The following is a 26,082-nucleotide window of genomic DNA, read 5'->3' as shown; positions in this document are numbered from 1 at the left end:
AAACAGGGATTCGCGACACACACGTGTGCGCGGGTTCGCGCCATCACATCGGCGGAGGACCGGCCGAAACACGTGTCTACGAAATGGGGGCAGTTCATGTTTGACGTGATCATTGTGGGGGGCGGGCCGACCGGCATGATGTTGGCCGGTGAGCTACGGCTGCACGGAGTGCAGGTGGTGGTGCTGGAGCGGGACACCGAGCCGCCGGTGACTGTTCGCTCGCTCGGGCTACACGTGCGCAGCATCGAGGTGATGGACCAGCGCGGCCTGTTGGAGCGGTTCCTCGCGAACGGCCAGCAGTACCGGGTCGGCGGCTACTTCGCCGGCATCAGCAAGCCGTGGCCTGACAACATGGACACCGCGCACGGGTACATCCTCGGTATCCCGCAGACCAGCACGGAACGACTCCTCGCCGAGCACGCCGCCGCGGCCGGCGCGGACATCCTGCGCGGCACCGAACTCGTCGGCCTGAGCCAGGACGAGGAAGCGGTCACCGCGGAACTCGCCGACGGCACCCAGCTCCAATCCCGCTACCTCGTCGGCTGCGACGGCGGCCGCAGCACGGTCCGCACGCTGCTCGGCGTGGACTTCCCCGGCGAGCCCACCCGGTTCGAGACGCTACTGGGCGTCATGGAGCTGACCGCGGCACCGGAGGAGGTCACCGCGGTGATGACCGAGGTCCGCAAGACACAGCTCCGGTTCGGAGCCGGACCGGTCGGTGACGGGGACGGGCTGTACCGCGTCGTCGTGCCCGCCGCCGGGGTGACCGAGGACCGAACGACTCCGCCGACCTTCGAGGAGTTCCAGCAGCAGCTGCGGGTGACCGCCGGCACCGACTTCGGCGTGCACTCACCGCGCTGGCTGTCCCGGTTCGGGGACGCCACCCGGCTCGCCGACCGCTACCGGGTCGGCCGGGTGCTGCTGGCCGGCGACGCCGCGCACATCCACCCGCCACTCGGTGGCCAGGGCCTCAACCTCGGCATCCAGGATGCGTTCAACCTCGGCTGGAAGCTCGCCGCGGAGATCGGCGGCTGGGCACCGAGCGGGCTGCTGGACAGCTACCACGCGGAGCGGCACCCGGTGGCTGCCGCCGTACTGGAGAACACCCGCGCGCAGACCGAGCTGATCACCCTCGAGCCGGGTCCCCAGGCCGTACGCGGGGTGGTGGCGGAGCTGATGGACCTCGAGGAGGTGAACCGCTACCTGATCGAGAAGGTCACCGCGATCTCCGTTCGGTACGACTTCGGCGAGGGGCACCACCTGCTTGGCCGGCGGTTGCGCGATGTGGAGCTGAAGCAGGGGCGCCTCTATGGCCTGATGCACCGTGGCCGGGGAATGGTGCTCGACCAGACCGGTCGGCTGTCGGTGGCCGGCTGGGCCGACCGGGTCGACCACGTGGTGGACGTCAGTACGGAACTGGACGTGCCCGCCCTGCTGCTGCGGCCGGACGGCCACGTGGCGTGGGTCGGCGACGATCAGGAGGAGCTGCGCACCCAGCTACATCGGTGGTTCGGCGACCCGTCGGCGCAACTCGGTTGATCGACTGACCGGGAACGGGCGGCAACCTCCCATGCCAACCGTTCTGGATCGGGTATTGACTGCCCAGGGGCATGAGGTTGTGCTGCTCACCCGCTCCCCGGCGGGTGAGCGCCACCGGGCGGAGTCGGCGCGGGGTTGCCGGCGAAGCCATCGCCGCGGCGGCGCCACCCGGCTCAGCCGGAGGTCCAATCTGAGAAACTCGATACAAAGGGCCAAGAGGACTGCCCGGTGTGGTCTGCCGCCGCCGTGAAACAGGTGTCGCGACGTCGGCTCCCACGCCTAGGGTGGTCTGATGCCATCGGTCAAGCAGGTCCAAATCACCTTCGACTGCGCGGAGCCGGGGCGGGTGGCACGGTTCTGGTGCAGGGCGCTGGGATACGTCTTCCCGCCGCCCCCGACGGGCTTCGCCACCTGGGGCGACTTCGATCGCACGTTGCCGCCGGAGCAGCAGGGCTCGGTGTCCGCCTGCGTTGATCCCTCCGGTGTGGGGCCGCGTCTGTTCTTTCAGCGCGTTCCCGAGGAAAAGGCGGGGAAGAACCGGCTGCACCTGGACGTGCGCGTCGGAACCGGGCTCGTCGGTGCCGAGCGGGTGGCCGCCCTCGAGGCCGAATGCGCCCGGCTGGTCGCGCTCGGCGCGGTGCGGGTGCGACTCCTGGCCGCCGACGGCTACAACGAGTCGTGCCTGGTGATGCAGGACGTCGAGGGCAACGAGTTCTGCCTCGACTGAGGCCGCCGCTAGCGGGACAGTGTCGTCAGCGCGGCCGTACTCCGCTAGGCACTGGCCCGCGCGGTGGTGCCTGCCGCGCCTCGGGTTTGCGACAAGTCGATCGCGTGTTCGTGATCGAGCCAGGTGTGGCTGCGGCCGTCGGCACAGCAGGTCGTGCCTAATCGCTTGATGCCGGGTATTCCGGCGTTGCCGGAGGTCTGCCCCGTGGCGCCGATGGTCTGTTTGGTTCGTCGATGAACCAGGAATGCTACCGACGGGCGTTGTGGCGGCGGGTCTTCTCGGCGTTTCCGCAGGTCGCCATGTCGCACCAGCGCCGTCGCCCGGCTTTCGACGTGTCGAGGTAGAACCAGCCGCATTGCCGGCCCGCGCAGACGCGCAGGCGGCTTAGCGGTACGTCTTCCAGCAGGCGTACCGCGTGCAGGGCAAGAGCGTGTGTGAGGTAGTCGAAACCGGACGCCTCCACGGTCACAGCCGGCGTGATGTGCTCGTCGACCGGCTGTAGGCAGGCACTCCCGACCGCCCTTCGCCACTGGGTTTGCAGCGACGCGAGGGCTCCCGGAGGCGGTGTCTGTCCGAGGACAGTTGCGGTGAGTAGTTCACAGAGGGCTTCCCGCAGCGTTTTGACGTGAGCCAGCGCGCATTCGGCGGCGCGTGGGTGGGCCGCGGTTTCGCTGAGTAGCTGGGCCAGGTCTGCCGCTGGGAAGGCGCCGGTGAGCTCTGCCCAGTCCAGCAGGCGTGCGTAGCCGTCGAGCCAGTCGACCGGCTCCGCGTTGCGGCTGGTCACGGTGTTCACGAGGTCGAGCACGAGATCTCCCCCCACGAGATCGCGGGGCTGGAATGTGTGTGCTCGGAGCTGTGCCTGCATGTCTGGGTCACCTTACTCGGTCACGCCAACCGGTAAAATGTGTTTTACCAGTTGACGTGAACTGGGCAGGGGCTGACACTAACCTCATGACTGCGATGATCGAGCTCATCAACGCCCCATCGAGCCTCGGACTGCGCACACAGGCGCCCGGCCACGAGCCCGGCGCCTGGCGCGCACCCGCGGTGCTGCTGGAGGCGGGGCTAGCCGAGCGTCTGCGGACCGTCCACGTCGTCGAGCTCGGCCACCCCCGCTACGACTTCGGGGCGCAGCGCGGCACCCGCATCCGCAACGGCCGTACCCTGCGGGCGCACTCGCTGGAGGTTGCCGGGGCGGTCGCCGCGGCCATCGATGCTTCCAGGTTCCCAGTCGTCGTCGGCGGTGACTGCAGCGTCCTGCTTGGCTGCCTGCTCGGTGCCCGGCGTGGCGGCCGCTGCGGGCTCATCCACATCGACGGTCACAGCGACTTCCGCCACCCCAACAACTACGACACGACGGCCAGCCTCGGTTCCGTGGCTGGCATGGCCCTCGCCGTGGCCACCGGCCGCGGCGAGCCGATTCTCACCCACTGGCCCCAGGTCGGTACGCCATTGGTCACTGACGGGGACGTCATCCAGCTTGGTGACCGCGAGTCGGATGTCACCGTCTCGCTCGACGACTGGACCCCAGTCATGGACTCGGCCGTCTTGGGGCTGACCGCACGGCAGGTCCTCGGCCTTGGCGTCAACCAGGTGGTGAAGCGGGTTGTCGAGCGGCTGAACGTCCGTGAGTTGGACCGGGTTTGGCTGCACCTCGACCTCGATGTGCTGGATGAGAAAGTCATGCCGGCCGTCGATTCCCCCGGTAGCCCCGGCCTGGACTTCATGCAGCTGTCGGAGCTGCTTTCGAACCTCGTCCACGGTGGCCGGGTGCTCGGCCTTGATGTCACGATCTACGACCCGGAACTCGACCCCGGCACGAAGTACGCCGATTCCATCGTCGAATGCCTCGTGCGCAGCTTGGTTCAATTGGACTTGGGCCGTTCCGCGTAGCGGGTCGTGACATTGGATGATCAGGTGGTTTGTTGGTGGTCGGTGTGGAGGATAGCCAGGGCTGCCGCGACGACGCCGCCGATTTTCCAGGTGTCGAACCGACGGCACCGCGGTGTTTGGGGAACTCATAGTGACGCAGGACCTCGATGAAGTTGATCTCTGGTAGGGCCACCTTCATATCGAGGTCCTGCGGCATTTCGCTGCAGCGACGTCCCGGCCGATCCGGATATGCCGGACCGTCACCTGCCGCACTATCGGCTGCACCTGGACGTGCGCGTCGGAACCGGGCTCGTCGGTGCCGAGCGGGTGGCCGCCCTCGAGGCCGAGTGCACCCGGCTGGTCGTGCTCGGCGCGGTACGCGTGCGACTCCGGTCAGCGTCCGTGACCCGCCTGGGATCGCCCTGGGTTCAGGACTGGTAGCCAAGCCCGTGCACGGTCCATCCCGCGGTTCGCCAGCGTCCACCGGAGATCACGCCACGGGTGTCCAGCAACACTCGTCGCGCCACCCGCTCGGCGATCACATGGGGGTCGAGCGCGCCGAACTCGGGCCAGCCGGTCCCCACCACGATCAGCTCGGCGTCAACGGCCGCCTCGGCCGCCGTCGCGGCGTAGCTCAGCTGCGGTGCGGTCTGCCGGGCCATCGCCAGCCCCTGCGGGTCGTACGTGGTGACCTGCGCCCCGGCCGCGTGTAGCCGGACGGCGACGTCAAGCGCGGGGGAGTCGCGCACGTCGTCGATGCCGGGTTTGAAGGCCGTACCCCACACGGCGATCCGCCGTCCCCGTACCTCGCCGTTGAGCGCGGCGGTGGCCAGCGTGACAGCACGGGTACGCATGTGCAGGTTCACCCTGTCCACGCTGCGCAGAAGTGCGGCGGCGGCGGTCACGCCGCCCCGCTCGGCCTGCGCCGTGAAGGCGTGCAGATCCTTGGGTAGGCAACCGCCGCCGAAACCGAGGCCGGGCTGCAGGTACTGGTGTCCGATGCGGGCGTCGTGGCCGATCGCGTCAGCCAGCTCGGCGACGTTCGCCCCTACCACCGTGCACATCTCGGCGACGGCGTTGACGAACGAGATCCGGGTGGCCAGGTAGGCGTTCGCCGTCGCCTTGACCATCTCGGCGGTGATCCGATCGGTGACCACGAGCGGGCAGCCGTGGCCGCTGGTGATCGGCGCATACAGCAGCCGTAGAGTCTCCTCGGCCTCGGTCGAGGCGACGCCGAGGACGATGCGGTCCGGAGTCAGGGTGTCGGCCACCGCGGTGCCTTCGCGGAGGAACTCGGGGTTCCACGCCACCTGAACGCCGTCACCGGCGGGGGAGAGCTTCCGGGCCTGGGCCTCGACCACCTCGGCGGTGCCCGGCGTGACGGTGGACTTGCCGACGATCAGACAGGGGCGCTGGAGGTGTGGGGCCAGGCGCTCGATCGCCGCGCTGATCTGGGTCAGGTCGTAGGTGCCGTCCAGGCCGGAGGGGGTGCCGACCGCGAGGAAGTGCACATCGCCGAAGGCGGCCGCCGCCGCGAAGTCGGTGGTGAAGCGAAGTCTTCCGGTGTCGAGGTTGCGAGCCAGAAGCACATCGAGCTCCGGTTCATGAAACCAGCCTCGCCCGGCGTTCAACGTCTCGATCTTCTCCGGGTCGATGTCGACCCCGGTGACCTCATGCCCGATGTCGGCCATCCCGGCCGCGTGGGTTGCGCCCAGATGCCCCGACCCGATGACAGTGACCTTCACCAGCCGACCCTCCTTTCCGGTGCGAGTCGTCGTTGACGACAGCGGACTGTAACCCGCGAATCGGAGAGTTTCGTGGCACCAGACCGTGCTGGTGGCGGTGACACTTTTCGCCCTGGGCTCCGCCCCACTGCCCGGACTGCACACCGCGCCCGACTCGTGGTGGTGGGTCCTTGCCCGCCTCCGTCGCCTCACCGGCCAACTCGTCCGGATGGTGGAAAGTAGGCGCCGGTAATGGCGGTTCCGCTCATCTATACGCCGATCAACAGCGCAGCTCGGCGACTACCGTGAATCATCCGGACTAGCCGGGGCTGGTTTGTGATAATGCGAGAGGTGCCTACGGTGCGTCTCGGGCATCCGGCCACTTCACAACGTGAGGACAACCCGTGCTACTTCGCCTGCAACACTTTCGTCACGTGGTCGGGAGTGCCTCACCTCACGGAGCCGCAGCACAGGCCAAGCTGACGTTGGTCGCAGCATCCTTCTGCATCTTCCTTATTCACCTCGACTTCTTCGCGCTCAGCCTCGCGCTGCCGAGGATGGCCTCGGAGCTGCATACGTCCCCAACCAACCTGCACTGGGTGCTCAGCGCCTACCTGCTCGCCCAGGCGGCGTTCCTGATTCCTGGCGGACGCCTCGGCGACATCCTTGGCCGCAAACGCATTCTCATGGCCGGCCTCGTGATCTTCGGCCTCTGTTCCCTGGGCGTTGCCCTAGCACCCAACGCGGGGACCGCCATCGCTTTCCGGACCGTCCAGGGAGTCGGCTCCGCCGTCATCTTCCCGCTCGCCGTCGCCATCGTCACGAATGCGTTTCCCGCGGAGCGGGTGAAACGGGCGATCGGCTACGCCTACGGTATCGGCGCCGTGTCGATGGCGCTTGGCCCTCCCTTCGGCGGTGGGATAACGGAGCTGGTCGTCTGGCGGGTCGTGCCGCTCGTGAACGTACCGTTGAGCATCATCACCATCGCGATCGTCGCTGCTGGCGTGCGTGAATCGCGCGGCCCTACGGTGCCGCGGTCGATCGACCTGCCGGGCCTGGCCCTGGTGGCGGCTGGGATCGCCCTGGTAACGCTCGCGGTGGACCTGACGAGCACGTGGCAGCAGCCCCTCGCCACGGCCGGGATCGCCGTGGTCGGGCTGCTGACTTTGGCGGCGTTCGTGCAGCGTGAGCGGTTGGCGAAGTATCCTCTGGTCAAACTCGACCTGTTTCGCAACCGTCCCTACGTCATCGTGACCCTGATGGGGACGGTCGCCAACACCGCTATGGTCATCGGAGTATTCGGTAGCACAGTCTATTTACAGCAAGGGGATGGTCGCTCACCTTTCGCCGCGGGTCTGATTCTTCTCGCCGCCTCGGTGGGCGTCGGTGTCGCCGGTCCGATCGCAGGCCGCCTCGGCGAACACCTGAATATCCCTGCAGTTATGGGCGTCAGTGCGGCAATCGGTGGGATTGGCCTGTTCATGGTCTCTCTCGGCGGTGGGCTCGGTTCCTACCTGCCCGGCCTCGCGTTGTTCGGATTGAGCTACGGCGTGGGGTATACGATGTCCAACATCGGCACGCAGTCGGTTGTGGCCCGGGAGTTGGTGGGTGAAGCGTCCGGTGTCACCCTCGCGATCGTCGTCGGGGTCGCCGGCCTCGGGGTAGCGGCCGCGGCGACGCTGATCGACATTCAGTCGAGAAGTGTGGGGCTCACGGAGGCCATCGAAGACACCTTGCGGTGGACTGCGGCAGGAAGCATCGTGGCCTCCGGGCTTCTCCTCCTGTTCGCTCGCCGCCGACCGTGACCGGCACGAGCCGGCGGCCGGAGAAGCGTGCCATCCGCGTTACCGCTCGTTGACGGCTACCGCCCTGCTGCCTCGGTGGCCGTACCCTGACCGAATGCCGGTAACCACAGCGCTACGTGATTTGGTGCGGGCGGTCGCCACCGGCCATGACCCGAAACCGGGGGACGCTGCCGCGTCGGGTCAGACTCATCGGTTGGCGCGGCTGCGCCCGCAGCTGCGGGTGTTGGCCCCGCTGGTCGCGTTCCTGCTGTGGCTCCTCGCGATGGCAGGCCTCGCGCCGTACCAGGTTGGCAGACTCGAGACGATCCTCCTCGCCGCCCTGACCGCGGCGCCGGTGGCCCTGATGCCCCGCCGGGTGCTGCTGGCGTGGCGGGTGGCAGCGGTAGCCACCCTGGTCAGTGGCGTCAACGGACTGCACGAATCCGGTGCCCCCTAGCCCGGCAACCCGGTGCTGATCCTGGTCTACCTCGTCGTGCTCGTCGTGGTCGGCTACCGCCATCCGCTGGGGGTGCTGTTCTGGGTCTGGGCGTTCAGCATCGCGATGTCTCTGCTGTTTCTCGAACCGGGCGTCGGCTACGGCAGCATGTTGCTGGTCAGCGGCGTCCTGGGGATGGGCCACCTGCTGGGCAGATGGGCGCAGGTGCGCACCGGCCTGGTTGCCGAGCAGGAGCGGGGTGCGGTGCTGACCGAGCGCGCACGCATCGCCCGCGAGCTGCATGACGTCGTCGCGCACCACATGTCCCTCATCGCGGTGCGGTCGGAGACCGCCGCCTACCGCCTGAACGAGCTTTCGCCAGCGGCGCGTGCGGAGTTCACCGAGATCGCGGAGTCATCCCGGGAGGCGCTCACCGAGATGCGGCGGCTGCTGAGCGTACTGCGTGCCCCACAGGAGCAGTCGTCAGCCGCGCCTCAGCCCAGCCTCGCGGAGCTGGACGCGCTCGTGGCGGGCGCGCGGGCAGCCGGAACCCCGGTCACGGTGTCGGTGCGGGGCGTGGTCACCGGAGTGCCGGAATCGGTGGGGCTCTCCGCCTACCGGATCGTGCAGGAGGCGCTCTCCAACGTGGCCCGGCATGCTCCGGGCGCGCCCACTGACCTCACCCTGCACCGAGACCGCCACGAGTTGACCATCCGGGTGCGCAACGCGGTCAAGGTGGACCCCAACGGCCGCCCGGTGCCCCCTCCGGCTGCCGCGGTGACCGGCGCCAGCGGCAGCCACGGTCTGCTCGGGATGCGCGAACGGGTGGCCATGCTGCACGGCAGCCTGCGCGCCGACCAGACCGACGACGGTGGATTCGAGGTGCGGGCGACGTTGCCCCTGGAGCGCCAGTCATGATCAAGGTGTTGCTCGTTGACGACCAGGCAATGGTCCGGGAGGGGTTCGGGGCGTTGCTCACCGCCCAGGAGGACATGGTGGTGGTGGCGGACGCCGCCGATGGTGAGCAGGCGGTCGCCGCAGCGCGTCGGTACGACCCAGACGTCATCCTGATGGACATCCGGATGCCAACAATGGACGGGCTGACCGCAACCCGTCAGATCCTGGAGGTGCCACCCGGTGGGCGTCCGCCGCGGGTGCTCGTCCTGACCACCTTCGACCTGGACGACTACGTGTTCGAGGCGCTGCGGGCCGGCGCGAGCGGGTTCCTGCTGAAGGATGCGCCCGCCGCCGACCTCATGCACGCGGTACGGGTGATCGCCGCGGGCGAGGCGCTGCTCGCTCCCTCGGTGACCCGGCGGCTCATCGCGGACTACGCGAGCCGCGCTCGGCCGCGGCGAGCCGAACCGGGCTCGTTCACCACCCTCACCCGGCGCGAGGCGGAGGTGCTGCGGCTGATCGCGCGCGGACTGTCGAACCAGGAGATTGCGGCGGAGCTGGTGCTCGCCGAGCAGACCGTCAAGACTCACGTCAGCCGCGTGCTGATGAAGCTGAACCTGCGGGACCGGGCGCAGGCGGTGGTCTACGCCTACGAGAGCGGCATGATCAACCCGGGGGAGTAGTACCAGGGTCGGGCAGCTCGCCGCGGCCCGGCCGGACACGGCGATAACGGTGATCGGGCACAGCTACGGTTCCCTGGTTTTCGCCTACGCCGCGGCCCGGCTGCCCGTCCCCGAAAGGTGACTTCCCACCCCGGGCCACCACTACCTGAGGGCGGATAGCCGATGGATGGCCGCCCCCGAACGAAGAGGCCGGCGTGGTTGCGTTCCCTGGCGAAAGCCGGAATGTTCTTCGGTGGGGAGTTACCCCTGAGCAGGTAAGGTGCCAGAGTTCGTCAGAGGCTGAGGGAGCCGGTGCATGCGTGAGGATTCGCCGCGCTGGGAGCAGATCAACGCCAGCTCCTACGTCCACGAGCAGGACGGGTTGCGCGAGTTGGCCGGCTACCTGCCAGATACCGACCCGTACCACGTCTGGGCCAACGTCGAGTTCGTCGGCGCCGACGGCTCGATTAACGAGGTTGACGCCCTGGTAGTCACCCCCAGCGGCCTTTACGTGCTTGAGTTGAAGCACTGGCAGGGGGAAATTCGTGGGGATGGGTCCCAGTGGGTGCGGAGAGCGCCCAACAGCCGGCTCATTCCGGAGGACAACCCCTACATTCTGGTCAACCGGAAGGCGAAGCGGCTGGCCAGCCTGATCCGCTACTACGCCCGCAAGCACGGCCGGGAGGCCCAAGCCCCGTACGTCGGCGCAGCGGTCTTCCTTCATGCCAGAGCCCTGGACGCGAAGGGCCTGGACCTGATCGGCCGGACACACGTCTACGGCCTGGAGGGATACGACTCGGGGTTGCCCGGGCTCAAGGACCTGCTGCTGACCCAGCCCCGCAACCCGGCGCACCGAGTCGACGAGGCGCGTGGGCGGCAGATCGTCGAGCTGGTGCGGGGGGCCAAGATCCGGCCGTCGGTCGCCGACCGCAAGGTCGGTCAGCTGCTGCTGCACCCGAGGCCGCTTGCCGAAGGGCTTGGCTGGCAGGACTTCCTCGCCGGGCATGCGCTGGACACCTCGCTGGTGCGCCGGGTGCGGTTCTATCTGACCAGTCGCGCGGCCGAGCATGAGGTGCCGGCGATCCGTAAAGCGGCCGAGCGGGAGTTCCGCCTGTTGCAGGGCATCCACCACCCGGGGGTGGCCCGGGCGCATGATCTGGTTGATCACGCCTGGGGTCCGGCGGTCGTCTTCGACCACCAGCAGGACTGGGTACGCCTCGACCAGTGGCTGGTGCGCCGGGGCGATTCGCTGACCCTGGCCCAGCGCCTGCAACTGGTCCAGGACCTCGCCGAGATCATCGACTATGCGCACTCCCGTCGGCTGGCGCACCGCGCGCTCTCGCCCCGGGCGGTCTACGTTACCGATGCGGACGGTCCGCGTCCGTCGCTGGTGGTGACCGACTGGCAGACCGGGGGACGGCTGGCCGGGGTCACCCAGACCGCTCGGCTCGGCCCGTCGAGCGACCCGGCCAGCCTTGAGTTGTTCTTCGACGACGAGGTCCGCCGATATCAGGCACCGGAGGCAGGGAACGCTGCCCGACTGCCGGGACACCAGCTTGATGTGTTCTCTATCGGCGCGCTGGCGTACCGGATCTTTGCCGGTTCGGCGCCGGCGACGACGCCGGAGGAACTGGTCGCCGAGGTGCGAGACAGCGGTCTGCATCTGGCGGTCGCTGTCGACGGCATGCCGGATGAGCTGGTCAAGCTGGTCTACGACGCGACCCGAGGCGACCCGGGACAGCGGCTCGCCGGGGTGGTGGCGATCCGTGAGCGGCTGGAAGCGGTGTGGGACATGCTGACCGCACCCGAGCCGGAGCCGGTGGCGGATCCACTATCGGCCCACCGCGGTGACCTGCTCGACGGCGGCTTGGAGGTGCGCGACCGGTTGGGTTCCGGTGCCACGGCGGTCGCCCTGCTCGTACGCCGCGTCGGCGAGGACTCCCGCGAACAGGTGTTGAAGGTGGCGCGTGACGAGCGGCACGAGGACCGGCTGATCGCGGAGGCGCGTACCCTCGCCAACCTTAAGCATCCACAGGTTGCGGCGCTGGTCGAAGGCCCGGTGCGGGTCGGCGGCCGGACGGCTCTGCTGATGGAGAGCGCCGGGCGGCGAACCCTCGCCGAGGAGTTGCGCGGCGGCCGGCTTGCGTTGGACCTGTTGGAGCGCTACGGGCGGGATCTGCTCGACATCGTCAACTTCCTGGACGGGCAGGGCGTCTGGCACCGCGACCTGAAGCCGGCGAACCTGGCGGCCCGGCCCCGGCCGAAGGACAAGCAGCCGCACCTGTGCGTTTTCGACTTCTCGCTGTCAGCTACGCCGGCGGACCAGGTAGGGGCGGGCACAGTCGGCTACCTCGATCCGTTCCTCGGACCGCCACGTCGGCTGCGTTTTGACGCGGCGGCGGAGCGGTTCGCGGCGGCGGTGGTGCTCTACGAGATGGCGACCGGCACGCTGCCCCGGTGGGGCGACAACGCCAACCCGGCCGCGGTCAGTGAGGAGGTGACCCTCGAACCGTCGGTGTTCGATTCGGAGGTCGCCGACCGATTGGTGGGGTTCTTCCGGCGTGCGCTGGCCCGCGACGCGACGGCCCGGTTCGACACGGTAGACGAGATGACCGACGCCTGGCGGGCCATCTTCCAGCAGGTACCGCAGTCGGGGGTGACGCCGGTTGGCTCGGCCCCGGCGGTGGTGGGGCTGACCCGTGAGTCGCCGTTGGGGGCGACCGAGCTGACGGCGCGGGCCCGTTCGGCGCTGGAACGGCTCGGCATGCACAGCGTTGGTGATCTGCTGGCCACGGAGCTGTCCGAACTCACTCGGGCCAAGGGCGTGCCGGACGCCACCCGCAAGGAGATCATCGGCCAGGCCCGTGCCCTGCGCGCGGTGCTCCCCGCCGTCAGCGAAGCAGCCGACACCGATGCCCCGCCACTGGCGCAGGGCGTCGAGGCGCTCTGCGTGACACTGCTGCCGCCGAAGGCGTTCCGTAACCACCACACCCTGGCTGTGCTCCTCGGGCAGGCACCCACCGTCGATGGTGCCTTTCTTCGCTGGCCGACGCAGAGCGAGGCGGCCCGTGCCACGGGCAGGAGCCAGCCGCAGATCTCCAAGCTGCTGACCAGTCAGGCCCGTACCTGGCTGGACGAGCCGGCGCTGGATGCGGTGCGCAACGAGATCGTCGCGCTGCTCGATGCTCGTGGTGCGGTGATGTCCGCTGAGGAGCTGGCGCAGGCACTGATCGCGGCGCGCGGCTCCTACACGGCGGAGCCGAAGCGGCTGCCGCAGGCGATCGGCCTGGTCCGGGCCGCTGCAGAGGCGGAGCTGAGCACGGGTGGGGACGCCCGGGTGGCTCTCTACCGGTTCCGCGTCTCCGGCGTCGTCCTGGTCGGCCGGGAACCGGACGATCCGGCATCCGATGTCACCGCCGCCGACCTTCTCGAGTACGTGGTGGGGTTGGGTGGCCGCAGCGTGGAGCTGGCCGCCGCCGACCCGCTCCTCACTCGGCAACGCGCGATCGACGAGCTGCGCCGGCTACCCGCGCCGGTCGGCATGCCGGCGGTGGCAGATGTGCGGCTGTTGCAGCTCGCGGCGGTTGGGAGCAACGATCGGGTCGACGTCACCCCGCAGGGGCAGCTCTACCCGGTGGGGATGTCGGCCCAGCGGGCGCTGCGGCTGTCGATGGGCAGTCTGATCGGCCAGTGCCTCGGCGAAGGGCCACTCCGCGACCGGGTACACAGCCGATTCCCCAAGGCGGAGCGGTTGCCCGGCCGACCGGACCTCACCGCGCTGCTGGCCGCGGCCGAGGTGCCGCTGACCTGGTACGCCGCCGACCGGGTGTACGGGCCGGTGACCGCCGCCGCCTCGGTGACCGGCACCCAGCTGGTCACCACCCAGGCTCCGCTCCTCGGGCTCTCCGCCGCCGACGAGGTGACGGAGAAGTTGGCCGTAGCGATTGATCGGCGGGCCTTCCTCGCGGTGCTGGCCCCGCTGCGCCGGTTGGGAGCGGCTCGTCGGGCGCTGCTGGCCCGCCTGCCACTGACCGAGGTGGACGTCACCGCGATCCTGCTGGACCGGCTGCGGTCACTGGGCTTCCCGTGGGAGGCGATCGTCGCGGCGGACAAGGGCGTAGCGCTGGATGCCGATTTCCGGAGCCTGCTGGATCTCGTCCGACACCAGGTCGTGCCGGCGATCGCGGAGAGTATCGCTGCCGCCGACGGGCCGGTGCTGCTCACCGAGGCGGCGCCGCTGGCCCGCTACGGTCAGCTCGGGCTGCTCCAGGAGCTGGCCGACCCGACCCGGCCGCGACCGGCTGCCCGGCTGCTGCTGGTGCCGGCCCGTCGACCGGAACCGGCGTTGCTGGACGGCGCGCAGGTGCCGTTGACGTCGTCGGCCAGCCAGTTGCTCTGGCTGGCCGACGACTGGATCAAAGCGGGCGGCTCGCCGGCGGCTAGGAGCCGGTAGCCTGCCCCGCGGCGGACAAGAGGCACCGACTCCTGGGCCAGCGCCGACTGGACTTTCCGATGTGGCCATTCGGAGGGCAGGTGAGCTGTCACTGACTGTGGTAAAAGTCTAGGAATGCCGCTGCGCAAGATCGTGTTGGAGAACTATCGCTGCTTCCGGGACCGGCAGGAGATCGAGCTGGCCCCGGTCACGGTGGTCCTCGGTAAGAACAACTCCGGCAAGAGCGTCCTGACCCGGGCGCCGCTGGTCATCTCCACCGGCCTCGACACCATGAGCACCGCGCCGCTCGACCTGGACCGGCTCGAACCACAGCCGGTGGACGGTTTCGCCGACCTGGTCTTCGAGCAGAGCCCGCACGGCAAATTTTTCCTCGGGTTCGAGGTGGACGGACCACGTCCGTTCTCGATGGCGGCGACGGTCCAGCTGATGACCGAGAAGCGGACAGCATTCGTCTCTGGTCTGCGGGTCGAATTGGCGGAGCCGAGCGGGCCGGTGGAGCACGAGTTCGCGCTCTCCTGGCAGCCGACCCTGACCGATGACTATGAAAGCTTCTCCTACCGGATTCAGGCGTCGGGACACACCCCGGTCGTGCGAGCCGTGCCGTTCGCCGGGTTGCGTCCACGCCCGGTCGGCATTCCGGAGCTGCGTCCCCTGAGCGATCGGCGTAACGGCCTGAGTCTTGGGCCGGTCCGCTTTCTCAGCGCGTACCGGGACCGCCCCGGGCGGCAACACCGGCTGCCGCTGGGGGTGCCCCGAGGGATCGGCGAGCAGGGGCAGGGCACCCTTGCCATCCTCGCCCACGACCAGGCGCGTAACGGCGGCGAACTGCTCGCCCGGGTCAACGAGCTGCTGGCGGTCATCGTGCCGGGCTGGCGGATCGAGGAAATCGAGGCAGGCCCGTTGTGGTCAACGGTGCTGACCCGCAGCGGCAGCCTAGTGCGGGTCAACCTGGCGGATGCGGGCACCGGTCTGTCGCAGGTGCTGCCGATCCTGGTGCAGTGCGCAATGGACGAGTCGCAGGGCGAGGAGACGCAGCCTGCCCTGCAGATCATTGAAGAACCGGAGATGCACCTGCATCCGGGTGCCCACGCCGCGCTGGCCGATCTCTACCTGACTACCGCGCGAGCCACCCGCACCCGCTTTCTCATCGAAACCCACAGCGAAACCCTCCTGCTGCGACTACGGCGACATATCGCCGAGGGCTGCCCGCCGGAGATGGTGGCGGTGTACGTCGTGGAACAGCACGGCGGCGTCTCCGAGGTACGGCGGGTCGGCATCGACCGGCTCGGCAACCTCGAAGACTGGCCCGAGGGCTACTTCTCCCAGGACTACCACGAGGTGCGGGCGCTCGCCGCCGCGCAGCTCAGGCAGGGCGGCTATGCGTCTTGACATCGAACCGGACGTCTTCACGTCCGGCGACCGGCTGTCGGTCTTCCACCTGCTGGGGCTGGCGGTGGAGGGGCAGCACGAGTGGCGGCCGAGCCTGCCGGCCGCGATCAGCGCCGATCGGTTCGCCACCGAGCAAGCCCCGCTGTTTTCCGAGTTTGTGCAGCAGGCGTTGGTGGAGGCGGCGAATCCGGCCCCGGCCGCGCCGGCGGTCGCGCGGATCTCAGCCGACCGGCTCAAGGAACTCGTGTCGGACCTCCGCCGCCCGGCGACACTGATCGTGGAGAACCGGATCGCCGACGGCGGCTTCGTCCGCGCGGTGGCGGCGGCGCTCGGCGATCACCGAGTGGTGGAGGCGCTGTCGCCGCAGCGGCAGTGGTTGTGCTTAAGCCACGGCGGCGGCAGCACGCAGATCCCGGACCTGGCGGCCGACGAGCGGGCTGGCTTCACGGTGCTGGTGCGGGTCGCGGTGTTGATCGACAGCGACCGCAAGGGCGCCGGCCTATCCGAACCGAAGCAGGACAGGGTGGCGATGAAGTGCCGCGACAACGGTGTCGCCGAGGTGCATCTGCTGACCTGGCGGATGATGGAAAACTACGCGCCGTTCCGGGTCTGGGAGCACCACTTCGCGCACCGGCTGGAGCACGTGGACGAACTTCGCGCCATCGAGCCGGAGGATCGCGGCTACCGGAACCTCAAGGATTGGTTCAAGGGCCGGCGATGCCCTCCGCCCACGAAGGTCTTCCCCGCCGAGCTGACCCTGACCGAGGAGGACTTTGCCGAGTTGGGGCCCGAGGTCGTCGCCGAGTTGCGGGAGTTACTCGCGATGATCCACCGCATCCTGTAGGAGACTGACGCTATGCGCGCCGACCAGGCCGAGATCCGGCCCGACCCGACCATCGCCCTCGTCGACGACCTGTTGGGCGGCATCGGTCGAGGCGAGATCCGGGTGCCGGCGTTCCAACGGCCCTTCGTCTGGCGACCGGAGCAGATGTTGGAGCTGTTCGACAGCATCGAGCGCGGCTACCCGATCGGCAGCCTGCTGCTCTGGCAGACCGACACCCAGGTGCCCTCACTGGACCAGATCGGCGGCTTGGCGGTGCCGCCGCCACCGGCCGGCCGGCAGGTGTCCTACCTTTTGGACGGTCACCAGCGGGTTTCCACTCTTTTTGGGGTGCTGAACCGGCCGCTGCGCGACGGCCCGGCCGAGGGCGACCGGGACTGGATCTGGCAGATCTACCGCGACCTGCGCCCGGCCGACTCACGCGGCTCGGACCGCTACCGACACCATCGTTCCGGTCAGTGGTCTCCGCACCTGCTGCCGCTGGCCGCGGTGATGCGCACCCGGGACTTCCTGCGGCACTTCCAGCGGGTGGAGTTGAGCGTCAAGGACACCAGCCAGGCGGACGCGCTGATCCGGGAGGCCGAGGCGGTCGCATACCGGATCAAGGCATACAAGCTCACCATGGTCCGGCTGCAGGGCGCGAGTCTCGACCAGGCGGTCAACGTCTACGCCCGGCTGAATCGGACGGGCACCCGGATGGACCCGGACCAGATGGTCTCCGCGCTGACCTATCGGGAGGAGCAGCCATCCCTGGCGAACCGGATCGACGACATCGTCACCTCGATCGCCGATACCGGTTTCGGTGAGCTGCCCCGCCTCGCCGTGTTTCGCTCGATGTTGGCGGTCGCCGGTGAGTCCGACGTCATGTCGCCGCGCTGGAGCCAGGTCGCCAACTACATCCAGAATCGGCTGCACGATGCCCTGCCGCAGACCGAACAGGCACTACGACGGGCAGCGGAGTTCCTGCACGGCGGGGTCGGGGTGCCGCACGCCCGGTTCCTGCCCTACGCGCACCAGCTGGTGCTGCTGACGACGTTCTTCCACTGCTGCCCCGAGCCGAGCCGCGAGCAGTACGACGGGCTGCGCCGGTGGTTCTGGGTAACCTCGTGGTCAAGCGCGTTCGCCGGGGCGACCTCAACCGTGCTGAGCCGGGCACTGCAGGAGATGCGGTCCTACGCCGCCGGCAGGGGCCACTTGGCCCCGGACGTGGACGACGTGCACCCGATGCCGGAGACATTCAACCTGAACAGTGCCCGGACGAAGGCGTACGTGATCTGGGAGGCGTTGGAGTTTCCCCGTCGGTTCGACATGCTGGGCCAGCCCTTCGAGGTGATGAAGGTGCTCGCCACGGCCGACAACCAGGTCTTCCGGCACGTCGTGCCGCGGGACAAACGCCCCGCAAACCGCCTGATCTTTCCCACCACCCCGAACACGAGCGTGTTGTCGGCACTGAAGGCGCTCAGCCCGCCGACCGGGCCGGGCCTGTTCGACGGCTTCCCGGAGCCGGCACGGCCCGTGGTCCCGACGGTGACCGAGCAGATCCTGGAGAGCCACGGCATCCCGCCCAAGGCGTGGCGGCGGCTCTGCGAGGGCGGTAACGGCGGCCAGATCTTCATCGAGGATCGCACCGAGTTGCTGGAACAGCGGCTGCGCCGCTTCGCCGCGCACCTGGGCGTACCGGTCGGCGGCACCGCGATCGGCGCGGCCGACGACGATTCGGAGTAGGGCGAGCGCGGCGGCAGACCTTAGGATCTAGCGGTGGTCGAGCTGAAGGCATTGCAAGCGCAGGCCAAGAGCCTGGTGGAGGACCTGCGTCGGCAGGTCGCGGAGGCGCCGGGTCTGCGTGCGGAGCTGCGTCAGGAGCATGAGCAGGCCAAGGCCGCCGAGCGGGTCGGCGCGAGCTTCGAGACCTGGCTGGAGGACGTGCTCGACCAGGCCGCGGTGGCCTGGGTGCTCGGCTGTGTGTTCGTCCGGTTCTGCGAGGACAACACGTTGGTCGGCAAGTTGTGGATCGGCGGCGGCGACCCCGCTGCCCCAGCCGACCGGGGAATTCAGCACCGGCAGGCGTACCTGATCGCCAATCCCCGGCACAACGACCGGCACTGGCTGCGGGAGGCGTTTACCTACCTCGCCGAGTTGCGCGCCACCGGCAAGATCTTCGACCGGCACAACCCGGTGTGGCGGTTCGACATCTCCGGCCCGGCCGCCGAGGAGCTGAGCGACTTCTTCCGCCGGGGTGCCGGCCGGGAGTCGCTGCGCCGCGACGACCTGGACACCCGCTTCCTCGGTGACCTCTACCAGGACCTGTCGACGCACGCGAAGAAGACGTACGCGCTGCTGCAGACGCCGGAGTTCGTGGAGGAGTTCATCCTCGACCGCACCTTCGAGCCGGCGGTCAAGGAGTTTGGCCTGCCCGCCACCAGCGTCATCGACCCGACCTGCGGCTCCGGCCACTTCCTGCTCGGCGCGTTCCACCGGCTGCTGCGCAAGTGGCAGGACCGGGAGCCAGCCACCGACATCCGGGTGCTCGCCGAGCGAGCACTCGGCCAGGTCACCGGCGTCGACATCAACCCGTTCGCGGTGGCGATCGCCCGCTTCCGGCTGCTGATCGCGGCGATGAAGGTGTGCGACCTGGACCGGCTGGAACGCACGCCGGCCTTTCCGGTCCGGGTCGCCACCGGCGACTCGCTGCTGCCATGGGAGCCGGAACGTTCCCGGGCGCAGGGGGACCTGCTCGCCGCCATCGAGGGCAGGGAGGTCTTCGCGTACGAGAGCGAGGACGCCGACCTGCTCCAGGACTACCTGGCCGAGAACAAGTACACGGTGGTGGTCGGGAACCCGCCCTACATCACCGTCGCTGACCCCGCCCGCAACAAGCTCTACCGCAGCATCTATCCGACCGTCTGTCACCGGCAGTACGCGCTGACGGTGCCCTTCGCCAAGCGCTTCTTCGACCTGGCCAAACGCTCGGACGAACACGGCGAGGGCGCGGGCTACGTCGGCCAGATCACCGGCAATGGCTTCATGAAGCGCGAGTTCGGCAAGAAGCTGATCGAGGATTACTTCGCCCATGAGGTCGAACTCACCGAGGTGATCGACACCTCCGGCGCCTACATCCCAGGCCACGGCACCCCGACGGTGATCCTGGTCGGCCGCACCAACAAGCGCCGCCGTCCGGCCAACATCCGCGCCGTACTCGGCGTTCGGGGCGAGCCGTCGACGCCGGATTCCGCCTCCGACGGCCTGGTTTGGCAGGCGATCGCCAGGCAGATCGACTGGCCAGGCTCCGACTCGGATTGGGTCAGTGTTGTAGACCTGTCCCGAAAACAACTCGTCATGCACCCCTGGAGTCTTTCCGGTGGTGGCGCGAGTGATCTTGTGAGCGTGACCGAAGCTGCCGGAACCGCGATGGCCCAGGTCATCGACCTACCAGTCGGCCGGGCGATTCGGGCCGGAGCCGACGAGGCATTCATGCGTCCGATGCGCCGCAAGCTCAGGTCGTTCGCTGACCAGCGCGCTCTTCGACCACTGGTCATCGGTGAGGTCGCGCGGGATTGGTCCACGGCACCCGAGGACGCGATTTGGTACCCCTACGACTCCTCGCTGGACAGCCGAGGGCTGGCTGATGAGCTGTGGCCCTGGCGTGAGTTACTAGCCAAACGTCGCACGTTCCAGGGCAACATGGCTGACGCTGGCTTGGTGTGGTGGGAATACCACCAACACACGGCTTCCGCTTATCGGACGCCGTTGTCGATTGCGTTCGCTTTTGTGGCGACGCATAACCACTTTGTGCTGGACCGGGGCGGGAAGGTATTCAAGCAGTCTGCGCCGGTGATCAAGTTGCCGGAGGGGGCGACGGAGGACGATCACCTGCGGCTGCTCGGGGTGCTGAACAGCTCGACCGCCTGCTTCTGGCTGAAGCAGGTCAGCCATAACAAGGGCAGCACTGTCGATCAGCGCGGTGCTCGGCAGACGACTGTAGCCTGGGAGAACTTCTTCGAATTCACCGGAACCAAGTTGCAGGAGTTTCCGCTGCCGGAGGCGTACCCGTTGGGGCGGGCGCGGGAGTTGGATGGGCTGGCGCAGCGGCTGGCGAGCCTGACCCCGGCGGCGGTCGCCGCCTCGGGGGTGCCGACCCGGCAGCGGCTCGCGGAGGCCGAGGCGGAGTACCGCTCGGTGCGGGCGCGGATGATTGCGCTCCAGGAGGAGCTGGACTGGGAGGTCTACCGGCTCTACGGGCTGATCGACGAGGACCTGACCTGTGCCAACCCGCCGGAGGTCGCGCTGGGGGAGCGGGCCTTCGAGATCGTGCTGCACACCAGTGGGGCGCAGACCGAGTGGTTCAACCGGCACGGGTCGAAGCCGATCGACCGGCCGCAGCCGCACTGGCCGGCGGAGTACCGAACGCTGGTGGAGCGGCGGATCGCCGTCATCGGGTCCAACCGGCACATCGGGTTGATCGAGCGGCCGGAGTGTAAGCGGCGGTGGTCCACCGAGGGGTGGGAGAAGATGCAGTCGGCCGCGCTGCGGGCTTGGCTGCTCGACCGGTTGGAGGCGCCCGAGCTGTGGGGTGGGCAGCCGGCCCCGCTGTCGGTGGCGCAGCTCGCTGACCGGGTCGGCGGCGACCGGGACTTCCGGGCGGTGCTGGAGCTGTGGGTCGGGCACGACAACTTCGACCTGGCGAAGACGATCGGCCTGTTGGTCGCCGACGAGCATGTGCCGTACCTGCCGGCGCAGCGCTACAAGCCGGCCGGGCTGCGCAAGCGGGCGCAGTGGGAGCGGACCTGGGCGTTGCAGCGCCGGGAGGACGCGGGGGAGCAGGTCGAGATCGACGTGCCGCCGAAGTACACGTCGACGGATTTCACCCGGCCGTCGTACTGGCGGGCGCGCGGCAAGCTCGACGTGCCGAAGGAGCGGTTCATCTCGTACCCGCAGGCGGGCCGGGACAGCGACGGTAGCGAGCTGCTCGGCTGGGCCGGGTGGGACCACCTGGCGCAGGCGCGGGCGCTCGCCACCGTCTATCTGGACCGCAAGACGCAGGAGGCGTGGCCGGCGCACCGGCTGCTGCCGCTGCTCGCCGGGCTGGTCGAGATCGAGCCGTGGCTGCACCAGTGGCACTCCGGCGAGCATCCCGCGTTCCCCGGGCCGCCGGCCGAGTTCTTCACCGACTTCATCAACACCGAGCTGGCGCAGCTCAGCTCCGACCGCTCGGCCCTGACTCTGCTGCGGGGGGTGCCGGAGCTGCGCTGACCTGTCAGGCGTGCAGCTCCGTCACCACGGTGACGTGGTAGTTGCCGGGGCCGACCGACCGGTCGAGGGTGCGCAGGATTCGGTCGGGTTTGTCGTGCGGCCCCTGCTGGAAGTAGGGCTTTCCGTTCAGGCCGAACGTGATCTGGCTCGGCGGCTCCCAGGTGCCGAGCAGCGGCGCGGCGCTGTAGAAGTCACGGTGCGGGTCGAAGCCGAGCGCGCGAGCGTAGTCGACCGCTCCGAAGACCAGGTGCCGGGCCAGGTCGATCGGGGCCTCGACCGGCCCCTGGTCGTACGCGGCGAAGAAGTCGCCCACGAAATACGGCAGCTCGTTAGGGCCCGAGGTGGTCGGTGGCAGGGCGTTCTTGACGCCGAGGCAGTAGGTGTCGACCAGGAAGCCGCAGGTGGTCACCGTATCGCCGTCGACACGGGCGACGGCCACACTGACCAGCCCCGCACCCATCGCCATCGGTGGCAGTTCCTCGTCGTCCACCCAGTCGGCCGGGCGGTCGGCGATGCCGAGCCCGTTGCTCCACTGCCGACTGATCCAACACCCGACCAGCGGTAGCTCCGACGGGTGGGCCCGTCCCGGCCGAACGACCTCGACGCCGCGGACCAGCCGGGTGGCCACCGCGCGGGTGACACCGAGGTCCCGGGCGATCTGCTTGGGTGTCTTGCCGGCGGAACGGAGAGCCTGCGCCCGCGCCTTCAACTCGTGCGAATCCACCGCGCCATCGTGGTGTCGCCCAGATCGAACGTCAAGGCCGCCACGCGTCTGCACGACCGAAAGGGTCTGCGCCAGCGGACCGGCGTATACCCCGGTCGCACCGCCCACGTCCAGCAAGGCCGCTGGCGCACCCGGGAGTACCCGGGACAGGAAATCGATCGATACCGGTGTTCACGCAGATACCAACCGTCGAGTGTCACCCGATCGGGTGACGTGCGGATAAGTGCTGCGCACATCACCAGTGAAGGGCCGTTCCGGCTGGCTAAGGCTGATGTCTGCGCTGCTACCGGTACTCGGCGGCAGTCCGTTCGGACTCGGCGACGAACACGTCAAGCTGCTCCGGCGTCAGGTGTGCCTCCTGCAGAAGCTGGCCCAGGATGAACACCTCAACGCCGAGCGCGACGTCTGGGGCGATGTGGTCGGCCAGCTCGGGTTCACCGAGAGCAGCGCGGATCAGCCCCTCCATCTCCAGCGCGGGCAGGGTGTCGCCGTCGCGGTAGTTGGCTCGTGCAGACGAGACGTACCGTGCCACGTCGGCTGGCGTGGTGTCGGGACCGAAGCGGTGGTTGACCGCTACGGCGAAGGCGGCCCCGACAACCTGGAGACCGCCCTCCCAGTTGGCCCGGTCAAGCTCCTCCACCAGGGTGTCGGCGCGGTCCCAGTCAGCGCCGGCCAGTGCCCGGATCAGATCGCCCAGTGTCGTCACGTCGTCGTCTCCTCAAGCTTGCTACCCGATTACGGATCACCGCTGCGGTCCTGTGTGCTGCAACGCCGGCCAGCAGCCCGACCACGACCAGGTTTCCGGCAGCCTCCGCAGCATCAATCTTCGGCCGTGACGATGGTGGCTGCGGTCGGGGTACCTGTGCTGGTGGACTGGGTGCCGCGCGGGCCGTTCGGGTTCCGGAGAATCTTGATCGACTGCTGGACCGCCTGGGTCGCGTTTGTCGTCTGCTCCTGCAACTCGTCGGCCTTGCGCACCTGCCGGTTGAGGAAGCCGCCCACGTTCGCGCGAGTGACATCCCGTCGCTGACTGTCGGTGACGAGCTAGACCCGGCTGGCCAGGGCTGATCCCTCCGCCAAAAGGTCGTCCAACTTTTCGTCCGAAATGGCGCCAGCGCCGAGCGTGTGCAGGATGGTCAGGCCCTGGACCCGCCCGGCCACCTTCGGGTCGATGTCCGTGTCAATGCCTGGATCGAGGGCGGCGTTGATCAACCTCTCCGCGCTTGCTGCATCGGTTTCGGGTCCACCTGTCGTCGTGCTTCGCATCTCGCTGACGAACCGGATCACCTCGTCCTGGCTGGCGCCGTGCGGGAAGCGACGGTTCACCGCGAAGTAGAAGACCGCGCCGAGTAGCGTGCCGAAGCCTTCCCAGCCCTGGTCATCGAGGCGGGCTTCGATGCGGTCGTTCTCGGTGTGCTCGCCTTTCACCATCGTGCGAATGTAGGCGACCATGTCAGGACTAATCGTCACGACGCTTCCTCTCCCGATGCTTCTTGGTCATTTCCACAGCCCCTTGAGACCGACGGCCACCGCTCCGGCCGCCATGATTACCGAGGCGACTGAGTGCTCCAGATGTGGTCGATCTGCCGGTGTAGCGGGCTTTGGGCTCTTGTGCGAGGGCGTCCGCGGTAGCTGATAGCAAAAGGCCCGGCTCGCTGCGAGCCGGGCCTTTGCTGACGGTGCGTCGATGTTACCCGGGGGCTACGCGACGATTTCGTTCCAGACAACCGCATCCGGACTGTCCAGCCAGATCCGGTGACCCCCGGCGTTGGTGACGGTCAGCCCGAGGCGGTCGCGCGTTGGGGTGCCCATCTCGCGCCACCGGTCGTACACAGCCTCGACTTCGTCCCACAGCTCACGTGGTCCGAACTGCTCCACCTGTCCTGCGGTGTCGTCGACCACTGCCCAGGAGCCATCCGGGGCGAATAGCCACATCTGTTCGTTGCCGCCATCCGGAGTGAACCCGAGCCAGTTCGCACTTTGGACCCGCAACGCCAGCCACAGCCCCGCGTCAGGATGGTGGAGCACGGTGCTGGAATGCCGGGTTTGCCGGCGGCTCCCGGTTTGTGTGAGCGCGGTAGATAGCGGCGTCGGCACCTGTAGGCATGTACGGACCGGCATGAAGCTGCCCGCCTCAGACAGGAAGAACCCTTGTGCGCTGCCGCCGTTGACCTCCAGCCGCACCAGCGGACCGCCGCCCAGGTCACGCCACAGGCTGGCCACAATCACCCCGCCGTCGCGGACTTGTTCGAGCCATGCGGGTGGCACCGTCGGCACGGACACCGTCGCGATGAGCCGATCGTAGGGGCCGTTGTCCCGCCAGCCCCGACCTCCGTCGGTCGTGACCACGCTCGGCCAGTCACCGAGCGATGAGAGTCGTTGCCGGGCCAGCTTCGCAACCCCTGGGTCCACTTCGACGCTGGTGACATTCGGTGCCCCGACACGGTGTGCCAGCAACGCGGCGTTGTAGCCGGTCCCGGTGCCGATCTCCAATACCAGCTCCCCGCCGGATAGGCGCAACGCGTCCAGCATCAACGCCATGAGTCCCGGCTGTGTTGAACTGGACGTGGGGGTGCCGGAGAGCGTGCCATCGTCCGGGTCCGGGCCGACCGCCCCGTCGAGTTGAGTGGTCAAGGTGGTGTTGGAGTACACCATGCGCCAATAGGCAGGGTGGGTCGTGTCGATCGCCTGCCAACGCCCGTCGGGCAGCGACAGGAAGAACGACGGTAGGAACACGTGACGCGGCACCGCGCCAAATGCTTGTTTCCATAGTGGATCGGATAGGTGGCCGTCCGCTTCTAACCCGGCCAGAAACTGGGCGATGTAGTCGGACAGTTCTTCAGTCATGTGTGACGCCTTCCAGCGCATCTGCGATAGCAGCGGCAATCGGCAGTCCGGTTTGATCTTCTATCCAGGCCCATTGCCCGTTCGGGTTTGCCTCCAAAAACACGTGCTCTCCCTCGGGGGTTACGATGAAGTCCAGCGCCGCGAAACGCAGACGGCGCAGCTTCAGGAAGCGGCGAACCTTGTCCGCTACGTCGTCCGGCAGCGTTTCGACGCTGTACCGTAGATTGCGGTAGTCCGCGCGCCAGTCGGCACGACCCTTATCCGTCAGTGCATCGATGCGCGCCGTGAAAAAATTCCCGTCTACGACCGACACGCGCAACTCGTATGCTTTGGTGATCTTTTGTTGAAACATGTGGGCCGTGACTGCCACCCCGCTATCGAGGGTCGCCGGGTCGACCGGACGGGCGTAGATCACCTGGTCGCCGTCGAGAATGCCGGTGGTCATCGATTTGTAGATGATCGGGCCGTGCGTCTCTGCGAACGCCCGTGCTTCGCCCGGGTCATTGGTCACCAGCGTGGTCGGGACTCTCATCCCGACTTGTGCGGCCGTCGCCAGCTGTAGCGGCTTGTGCTCGGCCGCGCGGATGTCGTCCGGATTGTTCAGCCAGGGCAACACCGCCAGGATGCCGCGCAATCCGGCCACTGCCTCCGCGCGTACCCAACCGCTGTGCGGCACCTCGGCCGGCACCTCAATGGGTGTGGGGCGCCGCCACCACGCGCAGGCCACATCGGCTACGTCCACCGCTCGCCGGCCGGTGCGAAGGTGCCCAGTCCAGCTTCCGCTGAACTGGGCACCCAGCGCCACCGTGGACGGGAACGCGCCAGGATCACACCGGAACACCGGAGTCCCTCGACGCTCCAACTCGACAATCACCGCATCAGCCGTCACGTCGAACTGGCCGGTGAACACCACGACCGTTTGCCCGCCCACGGGCTG

At 68.5% G+C, this 26,082-nt stretch carries 17 protein-coding genes and 5 pseudogenes; 14 read left to right on the top strand and 8 right to left on the bottom strand.

Annotation, left to right across the window (positions count from 1 at the left end):
- Positions 1-96 precede the first annotated feature (96 nt).
- Positions 97-1,539: a rifampin monooxygenase gene (rox, locus tag SALPAC6_RS0111210; RefSeq protein ID WP_018253508.1), complete on the top strand. Its 1,443-nt coding sequence runs from the start codon at positions 97-99 to the stop codon at positions 1,537-1,539.
- Between the two features lie 292 nt (positions 1,540-1,831).
- The gene (locus tag SALPAC6_RS0111205) at positions 1,832-2,266 is read left to right on the top strand and encodes a VOC family protein (protein WP_018253507.1); all 435 of its coding nucleotides are present in this window, start codon (positions 1,832-1,834) and stop codon (positions 2,264-2,266) included.
- Between the two features lie 247 nt (positions 2,267-2,513).
- Here the strand turns inward: SALPAC6_RS0111205 and SALPAC6_RS0111200 are convergent, their stop codons facing one another.
- Positions 2,514-3,131, bottom strand: coding sequence for a CGNR zinc finger domain-containing protein (locus SALPAC6_RS0111200; protein ID WP_020493572.1), 618 nt, complete (start codon positions 3,129-3,131; stop codon positions 2,514-2,516).
- Between the two features lie 86 nt (positions 3,132-3,217).
- On the opposite strand from SALPAC6_RS0111200, the gene SALPAC6_RS0111195 reads away from it, so the two are divergent.
- Both SALPAC6_RS0111195 and SALPAC6_RS25775 read left to right on the top strand, forming a co-directional pair.
- A complete protein-coding gene (locus tag SALPAC6_RS0111195) occupies positions 3,218-4,159 on the top strand; it encodes an arginase family protein (protein WP_018253505.1) in 942 nt (313 codons plus the stop codon).
- 168 nt (positions 4,160-4,327) lie between these two features.
- Positions 4,328-4,537, top strand: a pseudogene (locus SALPAC6_RS25775) (VOC family protein); the annotation flags it as partial.
- Positions 4,538-4,566: 29 nt separating this feature from the next.
- Here the strand turns inward: SALPAC6_RS25775 and SALPAC6_RS0111185 are convergent.
- Complete coding sequence (locus SALPAC6_RS0111185; protein ID WP_018253503.1) at positions 4,567-5,883, bottom strand: UDP-glucose dehydrogenase family protein; 1,317 nt, start codon at positions 5,881-5,883, stop codon at positions 4,567-4,569.
- 55 nt (positions 5,884-5,938) lie between these two features.
- Here SALPAC6_RS0111185 and SALPAC6_RS30980 point away from each other — a divergent pair.
- From SALPAC6_RS30980 to pglX, 10 genes and pseudogenes are all read left to right on the top strand, one after another.
- Positions 5,939-6,073: pseudogene (locus SALPAC6_RS30980) on the top strand (acyltransferase family protein); the annotation flags it as partial.
- 193 nt (positions 6,074-6,266) lie between these two features.
- On the top strand, positions 6,267-7,667 hold the full coding sequence (locus tag SALPAC6_RS0111180) for an MFS transporter (protein WP_018253502.1): 1,401 nt from the start codon (positions 6,267-6,269) through the stop codon (positions 7,665-7,667).
- A 94-nt stretch (positions 7,668-7,761) separates the two neighbouring features.
- Positions 7,762-9,000 (top strand): annotated as a pseudogene (locus tag SALPAC6_RS25770) (sensor histidine kinase).
- On the top strand, positions 8,997-9,662 hold the full coding sequence (locus tag SALPAC6_RS0111170) for a response regulator (protein WP_018253499.1): 666 nt from the start codon (positions 8,997-8,999) through the stop codon (positions 9,660-9,662). Before SALPAC6_RS25770 ends, SALPAC6_RS0111170 begins: the two are co-directional and overlap by 4 nt.
- A 19-nt stretch (positions 9,663-9,681) precedes the next feature.
- Positions 9,682-9,783 (top strand): annotated as a pseudogene (locus tag SALPAC6_RS27595) (alpha/beta hydrolase); the annotation flags it as partial.
- Between the two features lie 174 nt (positions 9,784-9,957).
- Positions 9,958-14,094, top strand: coding sequence for a BREX system serine/threonine kinase PglW (pglW, locus tag SALPAC6_RS0111165; protein WP_018253498.1), 4,137 nt, complete (start codon positions 9,958-9,960; stop codon positions 14,092-14,094).
- Between the two features lie 114 nt (positions 14,095-14,208).
- Positions 14,209-15,483, top strand: coding sequence for a DUF3696 domain-containing protein (locus SALPAC6_RS0111160; RefSeq protein WP_018253497.1), 1,275 nt, complete (start codon positions 14,209-14,211; stop codon positions 15,481-15,483).
- The gene (locus SALPAC6_RS0111155) at positions 15,473-16,327 is read left to right on the top strand and encodes a hypothetical protein (RefSeq protein WP_018253496.1); all 855 of its coding nucleotides are present in this window, start codon (positions 15,473-15,475) and stop codon (positions 16,325-16,327) included. The genes SALPAC6_RS0111160 and SALPAC6_RS0111155 overlap by 11 nt, the downstream gene beginning before the upstream one ends.
- Before the next feature lie 12 nt (positions 16,328-16,339).
- Positions 16,340-18,049: a DUF262 domain-containing protein gene (locus SALPAC6_RS0111150; protein WP_018253495.1), complete on the top strand. Its 1,710-nt coding sequence runs from the start codon at positions 16,340-16,342 to the stop codon at positions 18,047-18,049.
- Positions 18,050-18,082: 33 nt separating this feature from the next.
- Positions 18,083-21,574 (top strand): BREX-2 system adenine-specific DNA-methyltransferase PglX, encoded by a 3,492-nt coding sequence (gene pglX, locus SALPAC6_RS0111145; RefSeq protein ID WP_018253494.1) that lies wholly within the window; start codon positions 18,083-18,085, stop codon positions 21,572-21,574.
- A 4-nt stretch (positions 21,575-21,578) separates the two neighbouring features.
- On the opposite strand, the gene SALPAC6_RS0111140 is transcribed toward pglX, so the two are convergent.
- The 6 genes and pseudogenes from SALPAC6_RS0111140 to tgmB all read right to left on the bottom strand — a co-directional run bounded on the left by SALPAC6_RS0111140 (position 21,579) and on the right by tgmB (position 26,076).
- The gene (locus SALPAC6_RS0111140) at positions 21,579-22,457 is read right to left on the bottom strand and encodes a hypothetical protein (protein ID WP_109746654.1); all 879 of its coding nucleotides are present in this window, start codon (positions 22,455-22,457) and stop codon (positions 21,579-21,581) included.
- A gap of 124 nt (positions 22,458-22,581) precedes the next feature.
- Positions 22,582-23,004, bottom strand: coding sequence for a hypothetical protein (locus SALPAC6_RS0111135; protein WP_018253492.1), 423 nt, complete (start codon positions 23,002-23,004; stop codon positions 22,582-22,584).
- A pseudogene (locus SALPAC6_RS30975) lies at positions 22,961-23,342 on the bottom strand (hypothetical protein); the annotation flags it as partial. The pseudogene SALPAC6_RS30975 and the gene SALPAC6_RS0111135, both read right to left, overlap by 44 nt.
- Positions 23,343-23,750 (bottom strand): hypothetical protein, encoded by a 408-nt coding sequence (locus tag SALPAC6_RS0111125; RefSeq protein ID WP_018253490.1) that lies wholly within the window; start codon positions 23,748-23,750, stop codon positions 23,343-23,345.
- Positions 23,751-23,999: 249 nt separating this feature from the next.
- Positions 24,000-25,145 (bottom strand): ATP-grasp peptide maturase system methyltransferase, encoded by a 1,146-nt coding sequence (tgmC, locus tag SALPAC6_RS0111120; RefSeq protein ID WP_050563441.1) that lies wholly within the window; start codon positions 25,143-25,145, stop codon positions 24,000-24,002.
- Complete coding sequence (gene tgmB / locus SALPAC6_RS0111115) at positions 25,138-26,076, bottom strand: ATP-grasp ribosomal peptide maturase (protein ID WP_018253488.1); 939 nt, start codon at positions 26,074-26,076, stop codon at positions 25,138-25,140. The genes tgmC and tgmB overlap by 8 nt, the downstream gene beginning before the upstream one ends.
- Positions 26,077-26,082: the final 6 nt, after the last annotated feature.

This window comes from Salinispora mooreana (genome assembly GCF_000379065.1).
Taxonomy (GTDB): Bacteria; Actinomycetota; Actinomycetes; order Mycobacteriales; family Micromonosporaceae; genus Micromonospora; species Micromonospora mooreana.
The sequence above is the reverse complement of the archived record's forward strand: the minus strand, read 5'-3'. Positions and strand labels throughout refer to the sequence as shown.